18 protein-coding genes, 2 tRNA genes and 1 pseudogene are annotated in these 17,887 nt (G+C 37.6%); 13 read left to right on the top strand and 8 right to left on the bottom strand.

Annotated features, from left to right (window positions below; genetic code table 11):
- Nucleotides 1-121 precede the first annotated feature (121 nt).
- The 5 genes and pseudogenes from AC1M9K_RS06515 to ahpC all read left to right on the top strand — a co-directional run bounded on the left by AC1M9K_RS06515 (nt 122) and on the right by ahpC (nt 3,485).
- The gene (locus tag AC1M9K_RS06515) at nt 122-334 is read left to right on the top strand and encodes a cold-shock protein (RefSeq protein ID WP_035267602.1); all 213 of its coding nucleotides are present in this window, start codon (nt 122-124) and stop codon (nt 332-334) included.
- Between the two features lie 542 nt (nt 335-876).
- The gene (locus AC1M9K_RS06520) at nt 877-1,098 is read left to right on the top strand and encodes a hypothetical protein (RefSeq protein WP_035267598.1); all 222 of its coding nucleotides are present in this window, start codon (nt 877-879) and stop codon (nt 1,096-1,098) included.
- Nucleotides 1,099-1,463: 365 nt separating this feature from the next.
- Nucleotides 1,464-1,897, top strand: a pseudogene (locus AC1M9K_RS06525) (uroporphyrinogen decarboxylase/cobalamine-independent methonine synthase family protein); the annotation flags it as partial.
- A gap of 112 nt (nt 1,898-2,009) precedes the next feature.
- Nucleotides 2,010-2,504 (top strand): flavin reductase family protein, encoded by a 495-nt coding sequence (locus tag AC1M9K_RS06530; protein WP_035267597.1) that lies wholly within the window; start codon nt 2,010-2,012, stop codon nt 2,502-2,504.
- A gap of 417 nt (nt 2,505-2,921) precedes the next feature.
- The gene (gene ahpC, locus AC1M9K_RS06535) at nt 2,922-3,485 is read left to right on the top strand and encodes an alkyl hydroperoxide reductase subunit C (protein WP_035267594.1); all 564 of its coding nucleotides are present in this window, start codon (nt 2,922-2,924) and stop codon (nt 3,483-3,485) included.
- A 45-nt stretch (nt 3,486-3,530) separates the two neighbouring features.
- Here ahpC and AC1M9K_RS06540 read toward each other — a convergent pair whose 3' ends face one another.
- On the bottom strand, nt 3,531-4,454 hold the full coding sequence (locus AC1M9K_RS06540) for a LysR substrate-binding domain-containing protein (protein WP_035267593.1): 924 nt from the start codon (nt 4,452-4,454) through the stop codon (nt 3,531-3,533).
- A gap of 122 nt (nt 4,455-4,576) precedes the next feature.
- A complete protein-coding gene (gene ycaC, locus AC1M9K_RS06545) occupies nt 4,577-5,203 on the bottom strand; it encodes an isochorismate family cysteine hydrolase YcaC (protein ID WP_035267592.1) in 627 nt (208 codons plus the stop codon).
- Nucleotides 5,204-5,503: 300 nt separating this feature from the next.
- Here ycaC and AC1M9K_RS06550 point away from each other — a divergent pair, with 300 nt between their 5' ends.
- From AC1M9K_RS06550 to AC1M9K_RS06560, 3 genes are all read left to right on the top strand, one after another.
- Nucleotides 5,504-6,373 (top strand): pirin family protein, encoded by an 870-nt coding sequence (locus AC1M9K_RS06550; protein WP_481588823.1) that lies wholly within the window; start codon nt 5,504-5,506, stop codon nt 6,371-6,373.
- Nucleotides 6,374-6,821: 448 nt separating this feature from the next.
- The gene (locus AC1M9K_RS06555) at nt 6,822-8,120 is read left to right on the top strand and encodes an FAD-dependent oxidoreductase (protein ID WP_035267588.1); all 1,299 of its coding nucleotides are present in this window, start codon (nt 6,822-6,824) and stop codon (nt 8,118-8,120) included.
- 8 nt (nt 8,121-8,128) lie between these two features.
- Complete coding sequence (locus tag AC1M9K_RS06560; RefSeq protein WP_481588824.1) at nt 8,129-8,968, top strand: class I SAM-dependent methyltransferase; 840 nt, start codon at nt 8,129-8,131, stop codon at nt 8,966-8,968.
- A 49-nt stretch (nt 8,969-9,017) separates the two neighbouring features.
- Here AC1M9K_RS06560 and AC1M9K_RS06565 read toward each other — a convergent pair.
- From AC1M9K_RS06565 to AC1M9K_RS06575, 3 genes are all read right to left on the bottom strand, one after another.
- Nucleotides 9,018-9,093, bottom strand: a tRNA-Thr gene (locus AC1M9K_RS06565).
- A 177-nt stretch (nt 9,094-9,270) separates the two neighbouring features.
- A complete protein-coding gene (locus tag AC1M9K_RS06570) occupies nt 9,271-9,498 on the bottom strand; it encodes a hypothetical protein (protein WP_035267585.1) in 228 nt (75 codons plus the stop codon).
- A gap of 206 nt (nt 9,499-9,704) precedes the next feature.
- Nucleotides 9,705-9,795: transfer RNA gene (locus tag AC1M9K_RS06575), tRNA-Ser, on the bottom strand.
- Nucleotides 9,796-9,918: 123 nt separating this feature from the next.
- Between AC1M9K_RS06575 and AC1M9K_RS06580 the strand changes: the two genes are divergently transcribed.
- A complete protein-coding gene (locus tag AC1M9K_RS06580) occupies nt 9,919-11,799 on the top strand; it encodes a potassium transporter Kup (RefSeq protein ID WP_481588825.1) in 1,881 nt (626 codons plus the stop codon).
- Between the two features lie 70 nt (nt 11,800-11,869).
- Here AC1M9K_RS06580 and AC1M9K_RS06585 read toward each other — a convergent pair whose 3' ends face one another.
- The gene (locus AC1M9K_RS06585) at nt 11,870-12,232 is read right to left on the bottom strand and encodes a hypothetical protein (protein ID WP_228133254.1); all 363 of its coding nucleotides are present in this window, start codon (nt 12,230-12,232) and stop codon (nt 11,870-11,872) included.
- Between the two features lie 300 nt (nt 12,233-12,532).
- Here AC1M9K_RS06585 and AC1M9K_RS06590 point away from each other — a divergent pair, with 300 nt between their 5' ends.
- Nucleotides 12,533-13,576: a DNA/RNA non-specific endonuclease gene (locus tag AC1M9K_RS06590; RefSeq protein WP_481588826.1), complete on the top strand. Its 1,044-nt coding sequence runs from the start codon at nt 12,533-12,535 to the stop codon at nt 13,574-13,576.
- A 72-nt stretch (nt 13,577-13,648) separates the two neighbouring features.
- Complete coding sequence (locus AC1M9K_RS06595) at nt 13,649-13,894, top strand: hypothetical protein (protein ID WP_179999072.1); 246 nt, start codon at nt 13,649-13,651, stop codon at nt 13,892-13,894.
- Between the two features lie 42 nt (nt 13,895-13,936).
- On the opposite strand, the gene AC1M9K_RS06600 is transcribed toward AC1M9K_RS06595, so the two are convergent.
- Nucleotides 13,937-14,944, bottom strand: a complete 1,008-nt coding sequence (locus AC1M9K_RS06600) for an AraC family transcriptional regulator (RefSeq protein ID WP_035267577.1) — start codon at nt 14,942-14,944, stop codon at nt 13,937-13,939.
- Between the two features lie 199 nt (nt 14,945-15,143).
- Between AC1M9K_RS06600 and AC1M9K_RS06605 the strand changes: the two genes are divergently transcribed.
- Entirely contained in the window at nt 15,144-15,779 is a 636-nt protein-coding gene (locus AC1M9K_RS06605; protein WP_180028773.1) for a sterol desaturase family protein, read from the top strand.
- 268 nt (nt 15,780-16,047) lie between these two features.
- Here the strand turns inward: AC1M9K_RS06605 and hisF are convergent, their stop codons facing one another.
- The gene (gene hisF, locus AC1M9K_RS06610; protein ID WP_035267573.1) at nt 16,048-16,806 is read right to left on the bottom strand and encodes an imidazole glycerol phosphate synthase subunit HisF; all 759 of its coding nucleotides are present in this window, start codon (nt 16,804-16,806) and stop codon (nt 16,048-16,050) included.
- 114 nt (nt 16,807-16,920) lie between these two features.
- Between hisF and AC1M9K_RS06615 the strand changes: the two genes are divergently transcribed.
- A complete protein-coding gene (locus tag AC1M9K_RS06615; RefSeq protein ID WP_481588827.1) occupies nt 16,921-17,871 on the top strand; it encodes a homoserine kinase in 951 nt (316 codons plus the stop codon).
- The last annotated feature ends 16 nt before the right edge of the window (nt 17,872-17,887 follow it).

Consider the following 17,887-nt stretch of genomic DNA (forward strand, 5'->3'; position numbering starts at 1 on the left):
TATAATTTTATTGTTTACTAATTTTATTTTGATCTGATATTAATTACATCTTTCATTCTATTAAAAGTCTATCTTCAAAATTATTTTCTAATTATTCATTACATAATATAGGAAATAAATGATGTCTAATTTAACAACTGGTACTGTTAAGTGGTTCAACGAAACTAAGGGTTTCGGATTTATCGCTGTAGATAATGGTCAAGATGTATTTGCTCATTTTAGTGAAATTCGAGCAAATGGTTTCAAGAATCTAGTCGAAGGACAGCGAGTTCAATTTGTTGTGCAACAAGGTCAGCGTGGCTTACAAGCAAGTGATATTGTAGCTATTTCATGAACACCTCATTAATTGAGGTGAAAGATCAGTTTGAAGTTAAATATGCAGTGATAGGTACATTTAATACTTCGCAGCATGCTTCGAACTTATCTCAAATAAATATTAAATTTATCACTGTTAATAATGAAAATATAAGACCTAGTTTTGATTTAAATTTTCATAGTTTAAATACTGGTAAAATTTATCAGCTCATTTAAATATTAAAATTAAACCATAAAGTATTTTTTATGGTATAATCGTTGTTGATCGAATCCGTAAGCGAAACGGAAGTGTTTAGATAGAACTTAGAATTGCGTATTCTCAATTTATAGATTTTAATATCTATGATGTCTAAACAGTTAACGCAGAGCATGAACTCGCACCATGCCGATCTTAGAAGTCCACAATCTCATTGTGGGCTTTTTATAATTAAATACATGCTAATGTAAAATTGTAATTTGAATTATAGGCTTGAGCCTCTTCGATATCAGAATCCATACTCTCGATTTAAATATTTAATATTATTTTTAATTTTACATGAGCTCATTAATGAGTAAGTGAAAATGAATATCTCTAATGGCTGGACTACAGCAAAAGCAGTGAATGGTGAAACCATTCGAATTAACATTATCCCATTTCATAAAGTTCAAAATACGATGAGAGGGCAAATTCTTGTAGAAGTTTCTAAACAAGTTGAAGTCGAATCAGGTGAAGTATTTGAAATAAACTTAGATGGCCGATCTTTTTTCTTGGGATTTAATAATCTATATAAGATTATGATTTAAAAATATTTTTCATAAATGATGCTATTTTTAGTAGTAAAACCTTTAAAGATCATCAAGATAAATTTAAGAAAGCGATACAAAATCACAGACTCTGGTCTCGAGAGGATATAGTAGCAAGTATCCCAGCATAAAAATAAGAGAAGCCTAGATTCACTATCTAGGCTCTTTTTTTAGGTAGTCATGATAGGTTTATTGATCGAATTATTTTGATTGGTCTTAAGTAAATATACCGTGAAAAATCTGAGCACAGTTCATCATAGAGCTTTTAGACTCGTAATTCGAGCGACGTTAGATCGCTACTTGATTTATTTCTATTGATGACCTTGAGTAATTTGATACAAAGTTAATTTTGATTTGTCTAGAGAATTGCTATTCTTGAGCTAGCGCTTGAAAATTTGAAATGTGAAACCGCCATACATATTTGTAAAAGTAATTCTATGAAAGATAATAAAAATGGGAAACAAACTTTGAGTAATGAACGGTGTCCTTTTGAAACGTCACTCCCGATACTACAAAAATCTAAGTTGGGGCATCATTTCTCTAGAGTGCAAAACTCACATATATCCATGGATCTTATTGAACTGATTCGTGGAAGAAAGTCATGATCGGTGTAATCGATGTGGCAACCAATCAAATTGAAACACTTGACGAAATGGTGAACACTTTGCGTAAAGTTTTGCAATTTGTCGATGCTGATAAGCTATACCCTTCAACCCACTGTGGAATGATACCACTGTCTCGTCACGTGGGACGTGACAAACTTGAAGCCTTAAGTATGGGTTCAGCGATCTTAAACTAAGAAGTTAGTGCTTTAGCTGAGTTTATTTTCTACATTCAAGATGGATCATCTGTGCAATCACCTATATCCTAGGTTCGCACGAGTTTAGCAATTTATATTTGAGAAGAGAAAAATGGTTGAAGCTTCAGACTACAGAAACGCAATGTCTTTATTAACCACTGCAGTCAATATTATTACAACAGCTGGTGAAACAGGACAGCATGGTTTCACGGCTTCTGCTGTATGTAGCGTTACTGATTCACCTGCTACGCTTTTGGTGTGTATGAATCAATCATCCCGATCTCATCAGTATTTTATTGAGAACAAAGTTTTATCTGTCAATGTGCTCAGTTCTCAACATGAGTCTCTTTCAAATGCTTTTGCATCGAGTCAATTAAGTGCAGAACAACGTTTTGGATTAGCCCAATGGGGTAAATTGAAAACAGGTTGCCCGGTCTTAAAGGACGCTTTAGTCAGTTTTGATTGTGAGATTGAGCAAATTCAACGAGTGGGCACACACAGTATTTTTATTTGCCGAGTTGTAGCCATTCAACAAAGCTCGCAAGAGGAAAGTCTTGTCTATTTTAATCGATCTTATCATCAGGTGAGTGCAGAAGAGGAAGTTTAATGAGCTAGAGCAGCAAGATTTTCAATCGTTTCTTATAATGATTATAGAAATAGATCAGCGTTTGATTAATGATCTTGGGAAAGATGGTGAATCGTAAGCCTCGAACAGTGAGCTTTCATAGTGTGAGGTTAAACCCAATGGATATTACTCGAATCGTTTATGGTCATACAGAGTGAATGATCTTTCTCTTTGGGATGAAAAAAGAAAAGTATTATTTTCAAAAATTTGAAACCAATTAAATAAGTTTTAAAAAATCAGTGTTTTATATTTAATTTATTCTCTTAAAGAAATATATTAACTTTTAAATCTGGAAATTCGATTGTTTTTATAAATACTTTCGGTTTTACCAATCCAATCATCTTTTGTATTCTCTATTTCAACGAAGCAACACTCTCACAAAGAAATAGAGGAAAACACATGAGTTTAATCAATACTGAAGTCAAACCATTCAATGCAACTGCTTATCAAAATGGTGAGTTCATTGAAGTTTCTGAGCAAGATTTTAAAGGTAAATGGTCTGTTGTCTTTTTCTATCCTGCAGATTTTACATTTGTATGTCCAACAGAATTAGGCGATCTTGCTGATAACTATGCTGAATTCCAAAAGTTAGGTGTAGAAATTTATGGTGTATCTACAGATACTCATTTCACACATAAAGCTTGGCATGATACTTCAGATGTGATTGGTAAAATTCAGTATCCACTTATTGGTGACCCAACGTGGACATTGTCTAAAAACTTTGATGTATTGATTGAATCTGAAGGTTTGGCAGATCGTGGTACATTTGTAATTGATCCTGAAGGAAAAATTCAAATTGTAGAGATTAATGCAGGTGGTATTGGTCGTGATGCTCAAGAACTTCTTCGCAAAGTGAAAGCGGCTCAATATGTTCATGCCCACCCAGGCGAAGTATGTCCTGCGAAATGGAAAGAAGGTGATGCTACACTTGCACCATCAATCGATCTTGTAGGTAAGATCTAAATTAAGTTGAAAAGTAAAGAACCAGCACGATGTGCTGGTTTTTTATTAAGAGGCATAACCTTCTTGATTTTGTGCTGCTTGTCGTAAACCTTCAACCAAGTGGTCGATGAGTTTTTCCATCACGAGTCGTTGTCCTTTACGTGATGCATAAACGAGTTGCACAGTCCCTATATTTGAGCACCAGTCAGGTAAGATGTGTATAAGCCGTCCTGCTGCCAAATCCTTTTGCACTGTAAGATAAGGTAGATCTGCAATACCTAATCCATCCATCACTGAATAATACACACCAGCCAAATCATTACTTTTAATACGTGGTTGTAATGGAATTTCAATGAGATCATGCCCTTCAATTCGGTGCAAATTCCATTGATAGTGTGTTTTTTGAGTTCCTAAAACAATTGTTGGAAAATCATTGATTTCAGTTGGATATTCTAAAACGCGACCCTGTAAAAGCTCAGGGGTTGCCACTAAACAATGAGTGGTTTTGATGACATCACGAACCACGATGGTGGAGTCTTCATTGGCAGAAAAATTAGTTCTGATCGCCAAGTCAATATCATCGTGCAATACATCTACGCGTCGGCTGGTTAATTCCATCTCGACTTGAACTTTTGGATAGCGCTTCAAAAAATCATTGAGTAAAGAGCGAATTTGATAACGCATCATTACGGGTGGGCAACTAATTTTAACTAGACCCTGAGGTTCACTTTTCTGTTTAAGTAAAACATTATGAGCGCAATCAACTTGGTTGATTACTTTTTCACATTCTTGAAAAAATTCTTGACCTAAAGGCGTTACTTTGAAATGGCGAGTAGAACGTTGAATGAGTGTGACATTAAATTTTGCTTCGAGTTCTAAAATACGTCGACTAAGCTTTGATTTAGTTATATTTGACGCGTCACTAGCAGCACTGAAACCGCCGTATTTAACGACCAAATAAAAATAGTAATAGTCATCAAATGAATGCAATTTTCACCTCGACGCCTGATCCGATAAAGTTTAAGCATAGGTTAAACTAAGCCGTTCAAGAAATCATCTTGGGTTTTGAATATGGTAAAAAAAAGCGACCCAAAGGTCGCTTTTATTAAATATTATTTTTTAGTGGTGTTCTTTACATAGCTAACCATTAAGTTTTTATAGTCAGGAATATGCTCACCGAATAAAGCACCTAAACCTTCGATATCATTACGCCAGTCACGATGTAACTCACCTGCAGCACCAAACCATGTCATAAGTTGAGCACCTGCTTGAGACATGCGGTTCCATGCAGCATCGCGCGTAATTTGGTTGAATGTACCAGATGCATCAGTAATCACGAATACATCAAAGTCTTCAGCAAGAGCTGAAAGTGTAGGGAATGCAACACATACTTCAGTCACAACACCAGCGATGATCAGTTGTTTTTTACCTGTCGCTTTAACAGCATTTACAAAATCTTCGTTATCCCAAGCATTGATTTGACCTGGACGCGCGATATATGGAGCATCAGGGAACATTTCAACTAATTCTGGAACGAGTGGACCATTAGGACCATCTTCAAAACTTGTTGTTAAAATTGTCGGCAAGTTAAAGTATTTTGCTGCTGCTGCGAGTGCTAAAACATTGTTTTTAAACTTATCAGGATCGATATCACGTACAAGAGAAAGAAGACCTGTTTGGTGATCGACTAAAAGCACTACTGCATTATCTTTATCTAAACGAACGTAAGGTTTGCCCATTATTATTAGCCTCTATGATGTTAGTAAGTGTGAATACGTATCAATGAACTCGTATTCAGTCACTAGTTATATTAGACTGAAAATGAGATAAATTTGTGACCATTTCTAGGATAATTAGTCTTATTAATAGGAATATTGTAATCATGAATTTCAAATTTCAGTGAATAGTCACATATATGAATTAATTTAGATTATTATAATCATAAAAATAGGAATCTGTGTGGCAGTAAAGCTCTTTTTATTTTCTGTGCAAAGTCTAAAATGAGCGCATGTTCATCCTATCGAATATAGGAGTAAAAGATGAAAAGAGTAATTGGGGTTTATCGTAACCAACATACACATTGGGTTGGTGATGGTCTGCCAGTGCGTAACTTATTTTCTTATGATCGCTTAGGTCAAGCACTTAGTCCTTTTTTGTTATTAGATTACGGTGCACCACATCACTTTGAGCCAACGACACGTCAGTTAGGTGTCGGATCTCATCCTCATCGCGGATTTGAAACAGTGACTATCGCCTACCAAGGTGGTTTAGCACATAAGGATTCCAGTGGTGGTGGTGGTGTTATTGAGGCAGGAGATGTGCAATGGATGACTGCTGGGGCCGGATTGGTTCACGAAGAGTTTCATTCTCCTGAATTTGCTCAAAAAGGTGGAATTCTTGAAATGGCACAGCTTTGGGTCAATCTACCAGCCAAAGATAAAATGACTCAACCACGTTATCAAGCGATCACATCTCATGATATTCCAACAATTACCATGGATGATGATGCTGGTCACATCCGTGTAATTGCGGGTGAGTTTGGTGGTCATTATGGTCCTGCTGAAACATTTACTCCAATAAATGTGTGGGATGGTCAGCTTAAAGCTGAGTATGAAACATTCATACATGTTCCTGTAGATCACAACGTATTGGTTGTAGTGTTGAATGGTGAACTCGTAATTAATGGGACTCGAAAAGTTCTAGACAGTTCAATTGTGATGTTTGCTCGTGATGGTGAGGCAGCAATTCAATTGCAAGCATATAAAGATACACAATTTTTAGTGCTTACAGGTGAGCCACTAAATGAGCCAATTCAAGGGCATGGACCATTCGTCATGAACACCAAAGAAGAAATCATTCAAGCTTTTCATGATTTCAATAATGGTAAATTTGGTGAAATTGCACGTTAATTGGAACGAGAAAAGCGGAAATATCATTTCCGCTTTTTTTGTGATCATCATTTTAAAAAAATAAAGGACCTCTATCCCACACAACAGAGGTCCTTATACGCTGTAATTTATATTTATTTTCTAGATCACATTCTATTTGTGCTTCTTATTAATGTGATGTAGTTCTCATTTTCAAAACAATGATAATGCATTTTTTTTAAGCTGTAAACTAAAAAATTAAATTATTGGTGAAAATATCTATTTTGTTTTTAAACATTTTTTTTGATTTCTTAAAAAATACAAGTGTATTAAATATTTAGCGTATGACGAATAGTGTAGCAAGAATTTTACGCAAATTTATTTGATTAAAAATTAATCAAAAACAAATAAAATCTGGAAGTTTTTAATAGCAAGTTTCAAAGTGTTCTATCGCATAATTAAAAAAATTTTTAATGCTTGGATCATAATTTTGAAAATTGCAGTGATTGGAAGTGGTATGGCAGGGTTGGCAACTGCGAGAATTCTCAAGGATGCTGGTCACCAGATCACAGTTTTCGAGGCGCTTCCAGGGCGTGGTATGGATAGTTATAGTCTTGAGTATGAAGGTGGGATTATTGATTCGCCATTACGTGTCATGAATCCAATGCTCTGGAAAAATACATTGAGTCTTGCCACACATTTGGGTCTCAATACTTTTCCAGTACGTACCTATATGTCATGTAGCTGGTTATTTGAAGATAAAATCGATACTTGGTTGACAACATCACGTTCACGCATAGGCAACTTTCCAATCATTAATAATCGAAAAGGATTAAAGCAATATGGCATCCGTTTAGTGAAAGGGATGTTACAACTTAGATCTGCATTGAAGCAGTTTTTTAAATCTAAAAATCAAGATATCACTTTAGATGAGTTCGTTAAATATAACCAAATAGAAGAAGTATTTTGGAATGGGGCAGTCATGCCTGTCCTATTTACCATTTGTACATGTGATGCAAAAACCATTGGTGAATGGCCAGCGAAACCATTGTTGATTTTCTTACGCCAACTGACGGATGGAGATGCACTTCTTCGAATTCAAGGTGGGACTCCAGCTTTCGTAGATAAATTGCTGGAAGATATCGATTTAAGAAGTGGGCAGCCCATTACTCGTGTACAAGAGCAGGGTGATTTAGTCTATGTGGAAAATGAAGCAGGTGAATCTGACTTATTTGATCGTGTGATAGTCGCGACACCAACAACAAAAGTTCATGAGTTTTTAGATGCTGAACAGTTTGCGGATGATATTGCACTTCTCAAACAATTTAAGTTTGTTGATGGTGAGCTGGTCATTCATACTGATTCAGTGGTAATGCCTGTGAAGCGTAAAGATTGGTGCGTATTGAGTTATATGATGGATCGTAAATTTACTAAACAGCATTTCACTGTTTGGCTGAATTCGATTGAGCCAACATTAGTGGGTAAATCTCCTGTTTTTCAAACTTGGAATCCAGTAATTGAGATTGATCCTAAAAAAGTAATACATAAAGTGAAGCTCACTAGAGCTGTTGTAGACCGTCATACTTTACCACTAACCCATGAGTTGAGTGCTCGTCACCAACAACAAGGTCGCAAAGTATTTTATTGTGGTTCTTGGTCATGTGATGGATTGCCAATTTTGGAGTCAGCGGTGACTTCAGCAATGGATATAGCAAAATTACTTGATGCGCCGTTACCATTTTTAGGTTTAAAGCCTAAGGTACAGGTTGCACCAGAGTTAGGATATTAAGGGATTGAATGAAGAAGCTCCAAGCATGGATGAAAGCACCTCGACATAAATATGCGATCAATGCAGCTTTATTGGGGGATTACCGTAATTGTGCTTGGAGTAATTTAGGTCTGTGGAAAACTGACCAGCTGAATTATCCACAAGCCTGCGAGTTACTCGCAATAACCCTTGCTCAATCTATCGATTTAAATTCAAAAGATAAATTAATTGATTTAGGTTGTGGGCAAGGTGCTAGCTTAATTTTATGGAAAGAAAAATTTCAAATCGAATACTTGGAAGGAATTGAATTACAAGAATATTATGTAAATCATACGCGTAAGTTTTTACCTCATGTCAATCGGATCTCGCAGGGAACATTTTTAAATTTAGAATCTAGATCATTTGAATTTAAATTTGATGCGGCAATTTGCATCGATGCTGCTTATCACAGTAATTTGAATTTATTTCTTCGTTCTATAGATGGGGTTTTGAATTCAAAAGGACGCTTAGCATTTCATTATCTTGCTTTGAATTCAAAGTTCTATACTTTGAGTCCTCTAGCGCAATTGAAAGTTAAATTATTATTAAAAGCAGCTGACGTTCAACTGAACCATTTGCACTCATTCGATGAAATGCAATCAATCTTAGCGCAAGCGGGCTTTAGAGATATACATATTCAAGATTTGAGTCGCGAGGTATTTGCAGGATTTGCAACGTATATTCAGAGTGATATTTTTAAAAAGAACATCCAAGCTCATTCGTATCACGTTTTAGATTTGGCAAAAATTAAGATGACAGCAAAGTTGTGTGCGAAACTTTATCAAGAGGGAATCGTACGATATGTACAAGTGAGTGCAAGTAAAAAATAAATCATCAAAAACAACAAAGCCTCACTAAAAAGCGAGGCTAAGTATAAAATGGTGCCGGCACACGGATTCGAACTGTGGACCTACTGATTACAAGTCAGTTGCTCTACCAACTGAGCTATGCCGGCAACGTGGAGAGAATAATAGCGTTTTTTCACTAAAACGCAAGTCAAAAATTAATCGATTAATTAAAATTGAGCAGGATGAATTGTTTTTGCTTTATTTTTGATCGTCTTTTCTCCTCATTTTATAGTGATGCCCGTCATAGCGTGTACAGGCATCTTGAGAAAATTTTATAGGATCAGCTATTTGTTTTTTAGAATACGATCAAGGTCTTGTGCACACTCTTCAAGAGTATAAGCCATATCAAATTGCATTTGAGGTTTTAACTCTTGTGCTAATTTTCTCCATTGCTCAATTAATCTTAGCGCTTTTTGAATTTTGTGTTTATTCACATCTTTAGCGATAGTGGGTGTGTAGCCACCACGTTTTGCATTTTTAATTTGTTTTACATAGTTGGCGCTGTTATTCATATTATCTCCGGAATAGCAGGTTCTCTATTTTATAGGTGTGCAAAAATCATCTATTTGAATAACGTTGTTAGGTTGTTCAGCTCCTTAAGTATTGTTTTTATTAACTTAACATGATGTTGATGACAGTAAAATGAAGCGAGATACGTGCCAAAAGCGAAGTTTTAGGCGAAAAAAAACCGAATCTCATGATTCGGTTTTTTAAATTCTGGCGGTGAAAGAGGGATTCGAACCCTCGATACGCTATTAACGTATACACACTTTCCAGGCGTGCTCCTTCAGCCACTCGGACACTTCACCAAGGCGTGCGATGATAACTAAAAAAAAAGCAGATGCCAAGTTGAAACAATTGATTTAAAGAAAAAGTTTTTAGCCAGTGATATGATTGCCGAAAAATTCTGTCGAATGCATGAAGACTAAAATATGCAAAGCACTGCAAAAAAAGCCGCACTTCCTGCGGTAACATTGGCAGCATTAGGGGTGGTGTTTGGTGACATTGGAACCAGTCCTCTGTATGCATTGCGTCAATGCTTCCTTACGGCTCATATTGCAATTACTGAGGCAACCGTTCTGGGCATTTTGTCGCTCATTTTCTGGTGCATGATGCTCACCATCAGCTTTAAATATGTCTCAGTCATTATGAAGGCAGATAACAATGGTGAAGGCGGTATTATGTCGCTTCTTGCCTTAAATCTACGTTCAACTCGTATTGCAGATCAGCGCAAAATTTATCTCATTGCCTTGGGCTTTATCGGTGCATCACTGTTTTTTGGTGATGGCATTATTACCCCAGCAATTTCTATTTTATCTGCGATTGAAGGTTTAAGTATTGCGACTCCGATGTTTAATCAATGGTTATTACCATTGGCCGTCGGTATTTTAACAGCACTGTTTTTAATTCAGCGCCACGGCACGGCGACCATGGGTAAGTTCTTTGGACCAATCACATTATTGTGGTTTGCATCTATTGGACTATTAGGCTTACGGAGTGTTATGCAAACACCGTTCGTGTTGGCAATGATCAGTCCGCACTGGGCGTTTGGCTTTATCATCAACCAACCTTTTGTTGCATTCCTCACGATGGGTGCCGTCATTTTAACGATGACGGGGGGTGAAGCACTATATGCAGATATGGGACATTTTGGTCGCATGCCCATTAAGCTTGCTTGGTTTGTGATTGTATTGCCAAGTCTAGTTTTTAACTATGCGGGTCAAGGTGCTCTACTTTTACGAGACCCAAATGCAATTGAGAACCCATTTTACCTGTTGGTCCCTGATTGGGCTTTATTTCCAATGATTGGTCTTGCAACCGCTGCTGCTGTGATTGCCTCACAAGCGGTGATTACGGGTGTATTCTCAATGGTCAATCAAGCGATCCAATTACGCTATTTACCGCGTTTAACCGTGCAACACACCTCTGATATTGAACAAGGACAAATCTATGTCCCATTCATCAACTGGGTATTATTTATTTCAGTCATTATTCTCATTTTATTATTTGAAAATAGTGCGAATCTTGCCAGTGCCTATGGTGTAGCAGTGACCATGACTATGCTGTGTGGTACGATTTTAATTTCGATTTTAGCTTATGGCGTTTGGCGCTGGCCTGTTTGGAAAGTAGCCCTTTTTGCTGTGCCTTTATTGATCATCGACCTCATTTTTGTTGCTTCGACTTCTTTAAAAATTGTTGGTGGTGGATGGGTGCCGATCTTGATTGGTGCAATTGTATTTACCGTTTTAATGACGTGGAAAGATGGCCGTCAAATCGTACTTAATAAGCTTGAGTCTGATGCGTTACCTATTGATCTCTTTATTCAAAGTGTCAAGATGAGTGATGAAACGCTGATCGTTCCTGGGGATGCAATTTTCCTCACAGGAACACCTAATATCGTTCCACATGCGATGTTGCACAATATTAAGCATAATAAGGTTCTACACGAACGTAATATGATGATTACGGTCATTACTAAAGATGTACCATATGTACCTGATATTGAGAGAATTCGTGTAGAAAAGATGGATAATCGATTCTTTAGGATTTTTGTATATTATGGGTTTAAAGACCAACCCAACATTCCAGTTGCGCTGAAAGCGGCATATGAGCAGTTAAATTTTGAATTTGATATGATGCAAATTAGTTTCTTTATTTCACGTGATCGTCTGATTCATACCGTGGGAGAAGGAATGGCGCCATGGCGTGAAAAATTATTTATATCAATGCAGCGGAATACCAGTCCTGTGAGTGATTTCTATTTAATTCCACCAAATCGCGTAGTCGAAATGGGAAGCCAGATCGAAATCTGAGTAAGCGTTTGCTAAAATTTTGGATATAAAAAAACCGCCTCAAGGCGGTTTTTTTATTAAGTCTAATACCTTACTCAGCCGCTGGTGCTTCTACAGGGGCTTCTTCAGTTGCATTTACTTCAGGTTGAGCTGGAACTGCAGTTTGTGCTTGAGGAGCAGTTTCTTCTGCTTCAGCAGGTGGTAAGTTTCCAATAGGCGCTTTCGCATCAGCAGGCGCTTGTGTTGTAGCACCTTCAGAAATAACTTTCATCTGACCATTAGCTAATACTTCTTGTAAAGTACCAGGCTGACCATTCACTGTTGTTACGACTTTAGCTTTAGAAAGGCTTTCCAAAGTTTCGCCAGCTTGAACTGGTGGCTCAGCAAATGCACTTGCACTTGCTAAAGATAAACCCATTACTAATGCTGTCAAAGAAGTATGTGCTAATTTCATAGTGTCCTCACTTTCAATTCTTTTAATTTACTAAATAACTTTTATACCATCTCACAAGTAATTGATGTAATTCAATCAAATACACGTAAAACCTTAAAGAGTATTAAAAAACTATTCTATAAAAACAACAATTTGTTACTTATTTTGAGTGATATTTGAACGGAATGCGAAGATCCTTTATTCACTTGAAAATTCACTTGATGTACTTCAAATTCATAGCTTGTTAAGCTGTGGCCGGTTTTGAATAAAGCCCACGCATTGGGCCAGAAGTTGAACACGGAATGAATAGGTAATCTGAGTTTGAATAATATTGTGGTAAAAGCTGTATTAGGTATTGTTGCAGCAGGAAGCTTTGCAATTGCTTTCGGTCAAGAAAAGTTGTCTTCATATCTGCCATTTTCAGGTTCGGTTAATAATACAGCTTGTCTAAATCAATTTTATCGCCAAGAGCCACCTTATTTAATCAAAGAGAGCTTAAATAAAGATCGCTACCCATTATGCTTTAATGGATTCACCACTATGTATTCTGGTGTCTCAAAAACACCATTATGGGTAGCTGAATATCTGAATCCAGATCGGCTGAGCCAAAAAATAAAAAGAGAAGACAGTTTCCATGAGGAGACTCGTGTAGCAGAAAAGCATCGAGCATTATTATCAGATTATCGTGGGTCGGGATATGACCGTGGTCATATGGCTCCAAATGCTGATATGCCAAATAAAGCTGCACAGTACGACAGTTTTTCTTTAGCCAATATGGTTCCTCAAGCTCCGCAGAATAACCAACAAATCTGGCGAGAAATTGAGGAAGCGACACGTGCAATCGTTACGAAGCAGAAACATGATGTGTATGTGATTACCGGGCCTGTATATAGTGGCAAAAAATTGAAAACCATTGGACGCGGTGTTATTGTTCCAACAGCGGTGTTTAAAGCCGTATATATACCTAAAACAGGTGCTATTGGCGCATATTACGCTCCCAACAATAATTCACTACAGATGCAAGTGGTCAGTGTATGCCAGTTAGAAGAAGTGCTTGGCATGAATCTGTTTCCTCAACTTACATCTGAGCAAAAGCGTAATACTTATAAATTGCCATTAAAAGCCAATCAGGTCAAAGCCCAAAAAGCGATAGAGTATTCGCACTGGGATGCCGAAAGCCAATGTGCAGTTGATATCTCAACAGATCAACTCAAAGCGCTGCAAAAAGAGTTTAGTAGTCAAAGCGTACCTGTCAATACAACCGCAACGAATCAAGAGGCTAAGATCGATGAACAAGCACAAGATGCAATCGTGAAAGAGTTGGTTCAAGCGTTGTTGCAATATTTATTACAAATCCTTAAATAAAAAAGCTCGAATTCGCCCTGAAGATTCATTTATCTTCAGGGATTGATATTTATAAACTTAAAGAGATTTGCCATGTTTAAGCCTTTTGAAAATGGGACTGAGTCACATTCCATTCATGACTTGACGCTTGAAAACGATCTTGATCGTGTGAGTATTTATGGCAACTTGCAAATCACCAAAGATCAAGCCGGTTTAGCCGCTGCGAAAGCGTTAAAACAATATTTAGATGCAATGGTCATCTACTTAGAAGATCAAAAAAATTTAGCAGAAAAAATAGAAACGACGGCTGAGAATGAAATAGAAAATCCTTTCTTGTGATTCATCAATCATCTTTAGACTGAAGACTTAAATTCACAATCATCAAGTGCGAATATGATGTTGAATACGCCACTGTTGGGGTGTCATCTTCATCCACTGACGAAATGCGCGTTGGAATGCACTTTGTTCAGAATAACTGAGCAATAACGAAATCTCGTGTAAGCTGAGATAAGGATCTTGTAAATATTGAATCGCTAGAAGTTTGCGAACTTCTTGAACGCGCTGCTGATAGGTATCACCTTGATTTTGTAAATGGCGCTGAAGTTGTCTGACTGACATTCCCACTTGTTCTGCGACAGTTTGAATTTGATAATTGTGTCTTTGGATTCCAATCAGAATGGCTTGCTGTAACCGCTCATCGATTTGTGTGTTGTTGGGGAGTCGACTTAACAAATCTTGAGCTTGTTGCATCAGGAGTTTTTGTAAAGTTTGATCAGCTTGTTTAATCGGTGCTTGTAGGAGCTGGCTTGGAAAAGTAAGCTTGACATGAGGCTGAGAGAATTTTACTTTGCTCTGAAAAAAACGCTCATAAATCGCAATATTTTTTGGTGCTGGAAAGCGAAAGTGAATTTCTTGAATATGTAAATGCTCAATACCCGCATAACGTTTTAGAAATTCAACCAATAATGCCATCGCAATTTCATCCGTGATTTGTGTCGACAAATGCATTGGCAAATCTTCCCAACGTACGCTAAATACGCCTTGCTCCAGATCAACGGCGAGAGGTGTACCATCATAAATTAAACGATGATATTCATGATAACGGGTGAGTGCTTCTGCTAGGTTATCGCATGATAAAGCGATATACGCGATAATGCCTAAATGTTGCGGTTTGACCCATTGAGCAATTTCTAACCCTAACGCAGGTTGTGGGTGTACTTCATAAATTTCATTTAATATTTCACGCCAAATGCTAAAGTCAAAGCGTTCGGCTTGCTGAATACTTGCCAATTTTGCAGAAATAGGGAGACCGCTCTCTTCACAATAATTATGTAAGAGATGTCCAAGTCCACCATGAACCGAGCCTGAATAATCCTTTATCTGCTGCATGTGATTAATACTTTTCTTGTTTTATCAATTGAAATCACGATGAGTTATTAAGCCTGTTTTTACAGTGCCATACAAGCGCTTTTTCTACCATACGACATTGAAAAATATGTCGTGATTTGTCAATGAAAATTTTATCTTGCGTCAATGGTTGAGAGCTTGAGTTAGATATATTGAAAGAAAAGAAACAGGGATTTTGAACATGATTAAAGGTTTTGTTGCAGGCTTAATCATTGCCAATGGATTTGAATGGGTCGCGCATAAATATGTTCTACATGGTGTACACCGTCCGGGTAAAGCGAGGTTTAGTCCTGTGCCTAAAAATATGGAATCTCATTGGGCACATCACCGTGAAGTTAGAACACAAGATTTCCATGATGAGGGTTATGTAGAGGGAATCTCAAATTGGCGAACAAAAAATGAAATCGTATCATTGGGGATTGTTGCTGCTGTATTTGGAACAGCATTTTATCCAATCTCGAAAGGCATGAGTTTATCCGTGCTTTATAGTGCTTGTAACTACTACTACACGCATCGCAGAGCTCACCTCGAACCTCATTGGGCAAAAAAGAAAATTCCTTGGCATTATGACCACCATATGAACGCCAATCAAGATGCAAATTGGTGTGTCACTAAGCCTTGGTTTGATTACATTTTAGGGACACGTGTCATTTCAACGCCAGATTTGAAGGAAGATAACCCTTTAGGGGTGCAGTTACCGTCTTTTATTTCAAAACGAGTCAATCATATTGTTGAACAATATTTCCCCGCAAAGTGGGTTGAGCAGAAAGCAGCGCGCTCCGATATTTCAAAAAAAGCTTTGGCTATAGTGGAGTAAGTCAGATTAGATATGGAATTGGCTGAATTGACATCTGGTTTGTCATGATTGGTCAATAAAATATGTAGCTTTTGTCAAGATTTCGTGCAGATCTGTCATTTATGATATGAGATGAATAAATCGGAGAATGAAAATCTGATGGTAGAACTCTCCAGTTTATCGCTTTGCATAACGAACCAAGCGCTGTTTTTTCTTGGTTTTTAGAGCCTTCGGGCTCTTTTTTTTTGCAAAAAAAAAAGAGGCATTTGCCTCTTTTTTATGGGCCTGATTAAAGACGCATTTCAATGCCTTGTTCAGCTAAATATTGTTTTGCTTCCGGGATGGTGTGTTGACCAAAGTGGAAGATAGAGGCTGCAAGCACCGCATCAGCCCCCCCTTGTAAAATACCGTCTGCTAGATGTTGAAGATTACCCACACCGCCTGAAGCAATCGTTGGAATCGTTACACGATCATTAATTTGACGCATCAATGCTAAGTCATAACCAGCTTTTGTACCATCTGCATCCATTGACGTAATGAGCAATTCGCCTGCGCCGTATTCTGCCATTTTCACAGACCATTCAATCGCATCGATACCCGTTGGTTTGCGACCACCATGTGTGAAAATTTCCCACTTATTTTCACCCGTTTTTTTTGCATCAATCGCAACTACAATACATTGTGCACCAAAACGTTGAGAGGCTTCTTGAACGAATTCAGGATTAAAGACAGCAGCTGAGTTAATACTGACTTTGTCTGCACCAGCGTTAAGCAATAAACGAATATCTTCAACTTTACGAACACCGCCACCTACGGTCAGTGGTACAAATACAGTTTCAGCCATACGCTCAACCGTACGGTAAGTGGTGTCACGCCCATTAGATGTTGCAGTGATATCGAGAAAAGTAATCTCATCTGCACCTTGTTCGTTATAACGACGTGCTACTTCAACTGGGTCGCCTGCATCACGAATATCAAGGAATTGAACACCTTTTACAACTCGACCGTTATCTACGTCGAGGCAAGGAATAATACGTTTAGCAAGCATAATTTTTTCCAAAAATAACAGCCGATTATGAAACTTACAGACTTTGGTGCTACACCTTGGTAGTCGGAGCAGGTATTCTATCAAAATAATGTAAGTTTTTTCGCAGGTTTTTTTATGTCGGTTTATACCACTTTGACTTTAAAGGAAGTTCAGGATTTTGCTACGCCTTATGGATTAGAGGTGATTGACCTGATTCCGATTCAAGGAGGTATTCAAAATACGAACTATTTTCTAGTTTGTGCAGATCAAACCGAATTTGTTTTAACAATTTTTGAAGATATGGATAAGCAAGGCGCAGGTGAACTCGTCCCTGTACTTGAGCATCTGGGTCATGCAGGTCTGCCTGTGCCTGTACCTTTGAAACATTCAGGACGTTCGATTCAGATCTTAAAAAATAAACCTGCACAAATTGCGCCTAGAATGCGTGGCAAGCATCCTATGCCTTCATCACTTGAACAGGTTCAGTCCATTGCTATTGCACAGGCTCAAATACATGTGGCTCTCGATAACTTTCCCTTAGAGCGCGCAGAGTATCGTAATCATGATTATTGGTTAAGTGTGGCTCAGCAGCTTCGACCTACGTTAAATCCAGCCGATCAAGTATTATTAAATAGTTTGTTAGGTTTATATGACGCTCTTACCGCAATGTACCCTGATCGTCCACGAGGTTTTATCCATTCTGACCTATTTAGAGATAACACTTTATTTGAAGGGGCTACTTTAAAAGGGATACTCGATTTTTATGAGTTGAATAAAGATGAACTTTTGTTTGATATCGCCATTACGATGAATGATTTCTGTACGGAATATCCAAGTGTTCGTTTGAATGAGGAAAAGGCCTTAGCATTCTTGGAGGCTTATCAAAGTGTACGTGAAATGACCAGTGATGAAAAATCATGTCTAGAACTCTATTTAGCGATGGCAGCTGGGCGTTTCTGGATGATGCGTTTGCTAGTGGCTCAAAAGAACAAAGAAATGGGGCGTGTTGGCGAGGATATTTTGCAAAAAAATCCTTTAGAAATGCGCAATATGCTGGTTGAACGATTAAAATTTGTCACAGCTTAAAAATTTAAAAAATCAG

Source organism: Acinetobacter sp. 24-47-67 (assembly GCF_056779735.1).

Excerpts from the sequence above, each read along its gene's own strand:
- AC1M9K_RS06515 (WP_035267602.1), top strand. The coding sequence starts at position 122 with ATGTCTAATTTAACAACTGGTACTGTTAAGTGGTTCAACGAAACTAAG.
- AC1M9K_RS06520 (WP_035267598.1), top strand. The coding sequence starts at position 877 with ATGAATATCTCTAATGGCTGGACTACAGCAAAAGCAGTGAATGGTGAA.
- AC1M9K_RS06530 (WP_035267597.1), top strand. The coding sequence starts at position 2,010 with ATGGTTGAAGCTTCAGACTACAGAAACGCAATGTCTTTATTAACCACT.
- ahpC (WP_035267594.1), top strand. The coding sequence starts at position 2,922 with ATGAGTTTAATCAATACTGAAGTCAAACCATTCAATGCAACTGCTTAT.
- ycaC (WP_035267592.1), bottom strand. The coding sequence starts at position 5,203 with ATGGGCAAACCTTACGTTCGTTTAGATAAAGATAATGCAGTAGTGCTT.
- AC1M9K_RS06550 (WP_481588823.1), top strand. The coding sequence starts at position 5,504 with ATGAAAAGAGTAATTGGGGTTTATCGTAACCAACATACACATTGGGTT.
- AC1M9K_RS06560 (WP_481588824.1), top strand. The coding sequence starts at position 8,129 with ATGAAGAAGCTCCAAGCATGGATGAAAGCACCTCGACATAAATATGCG.
- AC1M9K_RS06570 (WP_035267585.1), bottom strand. The coding sequence starts at position 9,498 with ATGAATAACAGCGCCAACTATGTAAAACAAATTAAAAATGCAAAACGT.
- AC1M9K_RS06580 (WP_481588825.1), top strand. The coding sequence starts at position 9,919 with ATGCAAAGCACTGCAAAAAAAGCCGCACTTCCTGCGGTAACATTGGCA.
- AC1M9K_RS06585 (WP_228133254.1), bottom strand. The coding sequence starts at position 12,232 with ATGAAATTAGCACATACTTCTTTGACAGCATTAGTAATGGGTTTATCT.
- AC1M9K_RS06595 (WP_179999072.1), top strand. The coding sequence starts at position 13,649 with ATGTTTAAGCCTTTTGAAAATGGGACTGAGTCACATTCCATTCATGAC.
- AC1M9K_RS06600 (WP_035267577.1), bottom strand. The coding sequence starts at position 14,944 with ATGCAGCAGATAAAGGATTATTCAGGCTCGGTTCATGGTGGACTTGGA.
- AC1M9K_RS06605 (WP_180028773.1), top strand. The coding sequence starts at position 15,144 with ATGATTAAAGGTTTTGTTGCAGGCTTAATCATTGCCAATGGATTTGAA.
- hisF (WP_035267573.1), bottom strand. The coding sequence starts at position 16,806 with ATGCTTGCTAAACGTATTATTCCTTGCCTCGACGTAGATAACGGTCGA.
- AC1M9K_RS06615 (WP_481588827.1), top strand. The coding sequence starts at position 16,921 with ATGTCGGTTTATACCACTTTGACTTTAAAGGAAGTTCAGGATTTTGCT.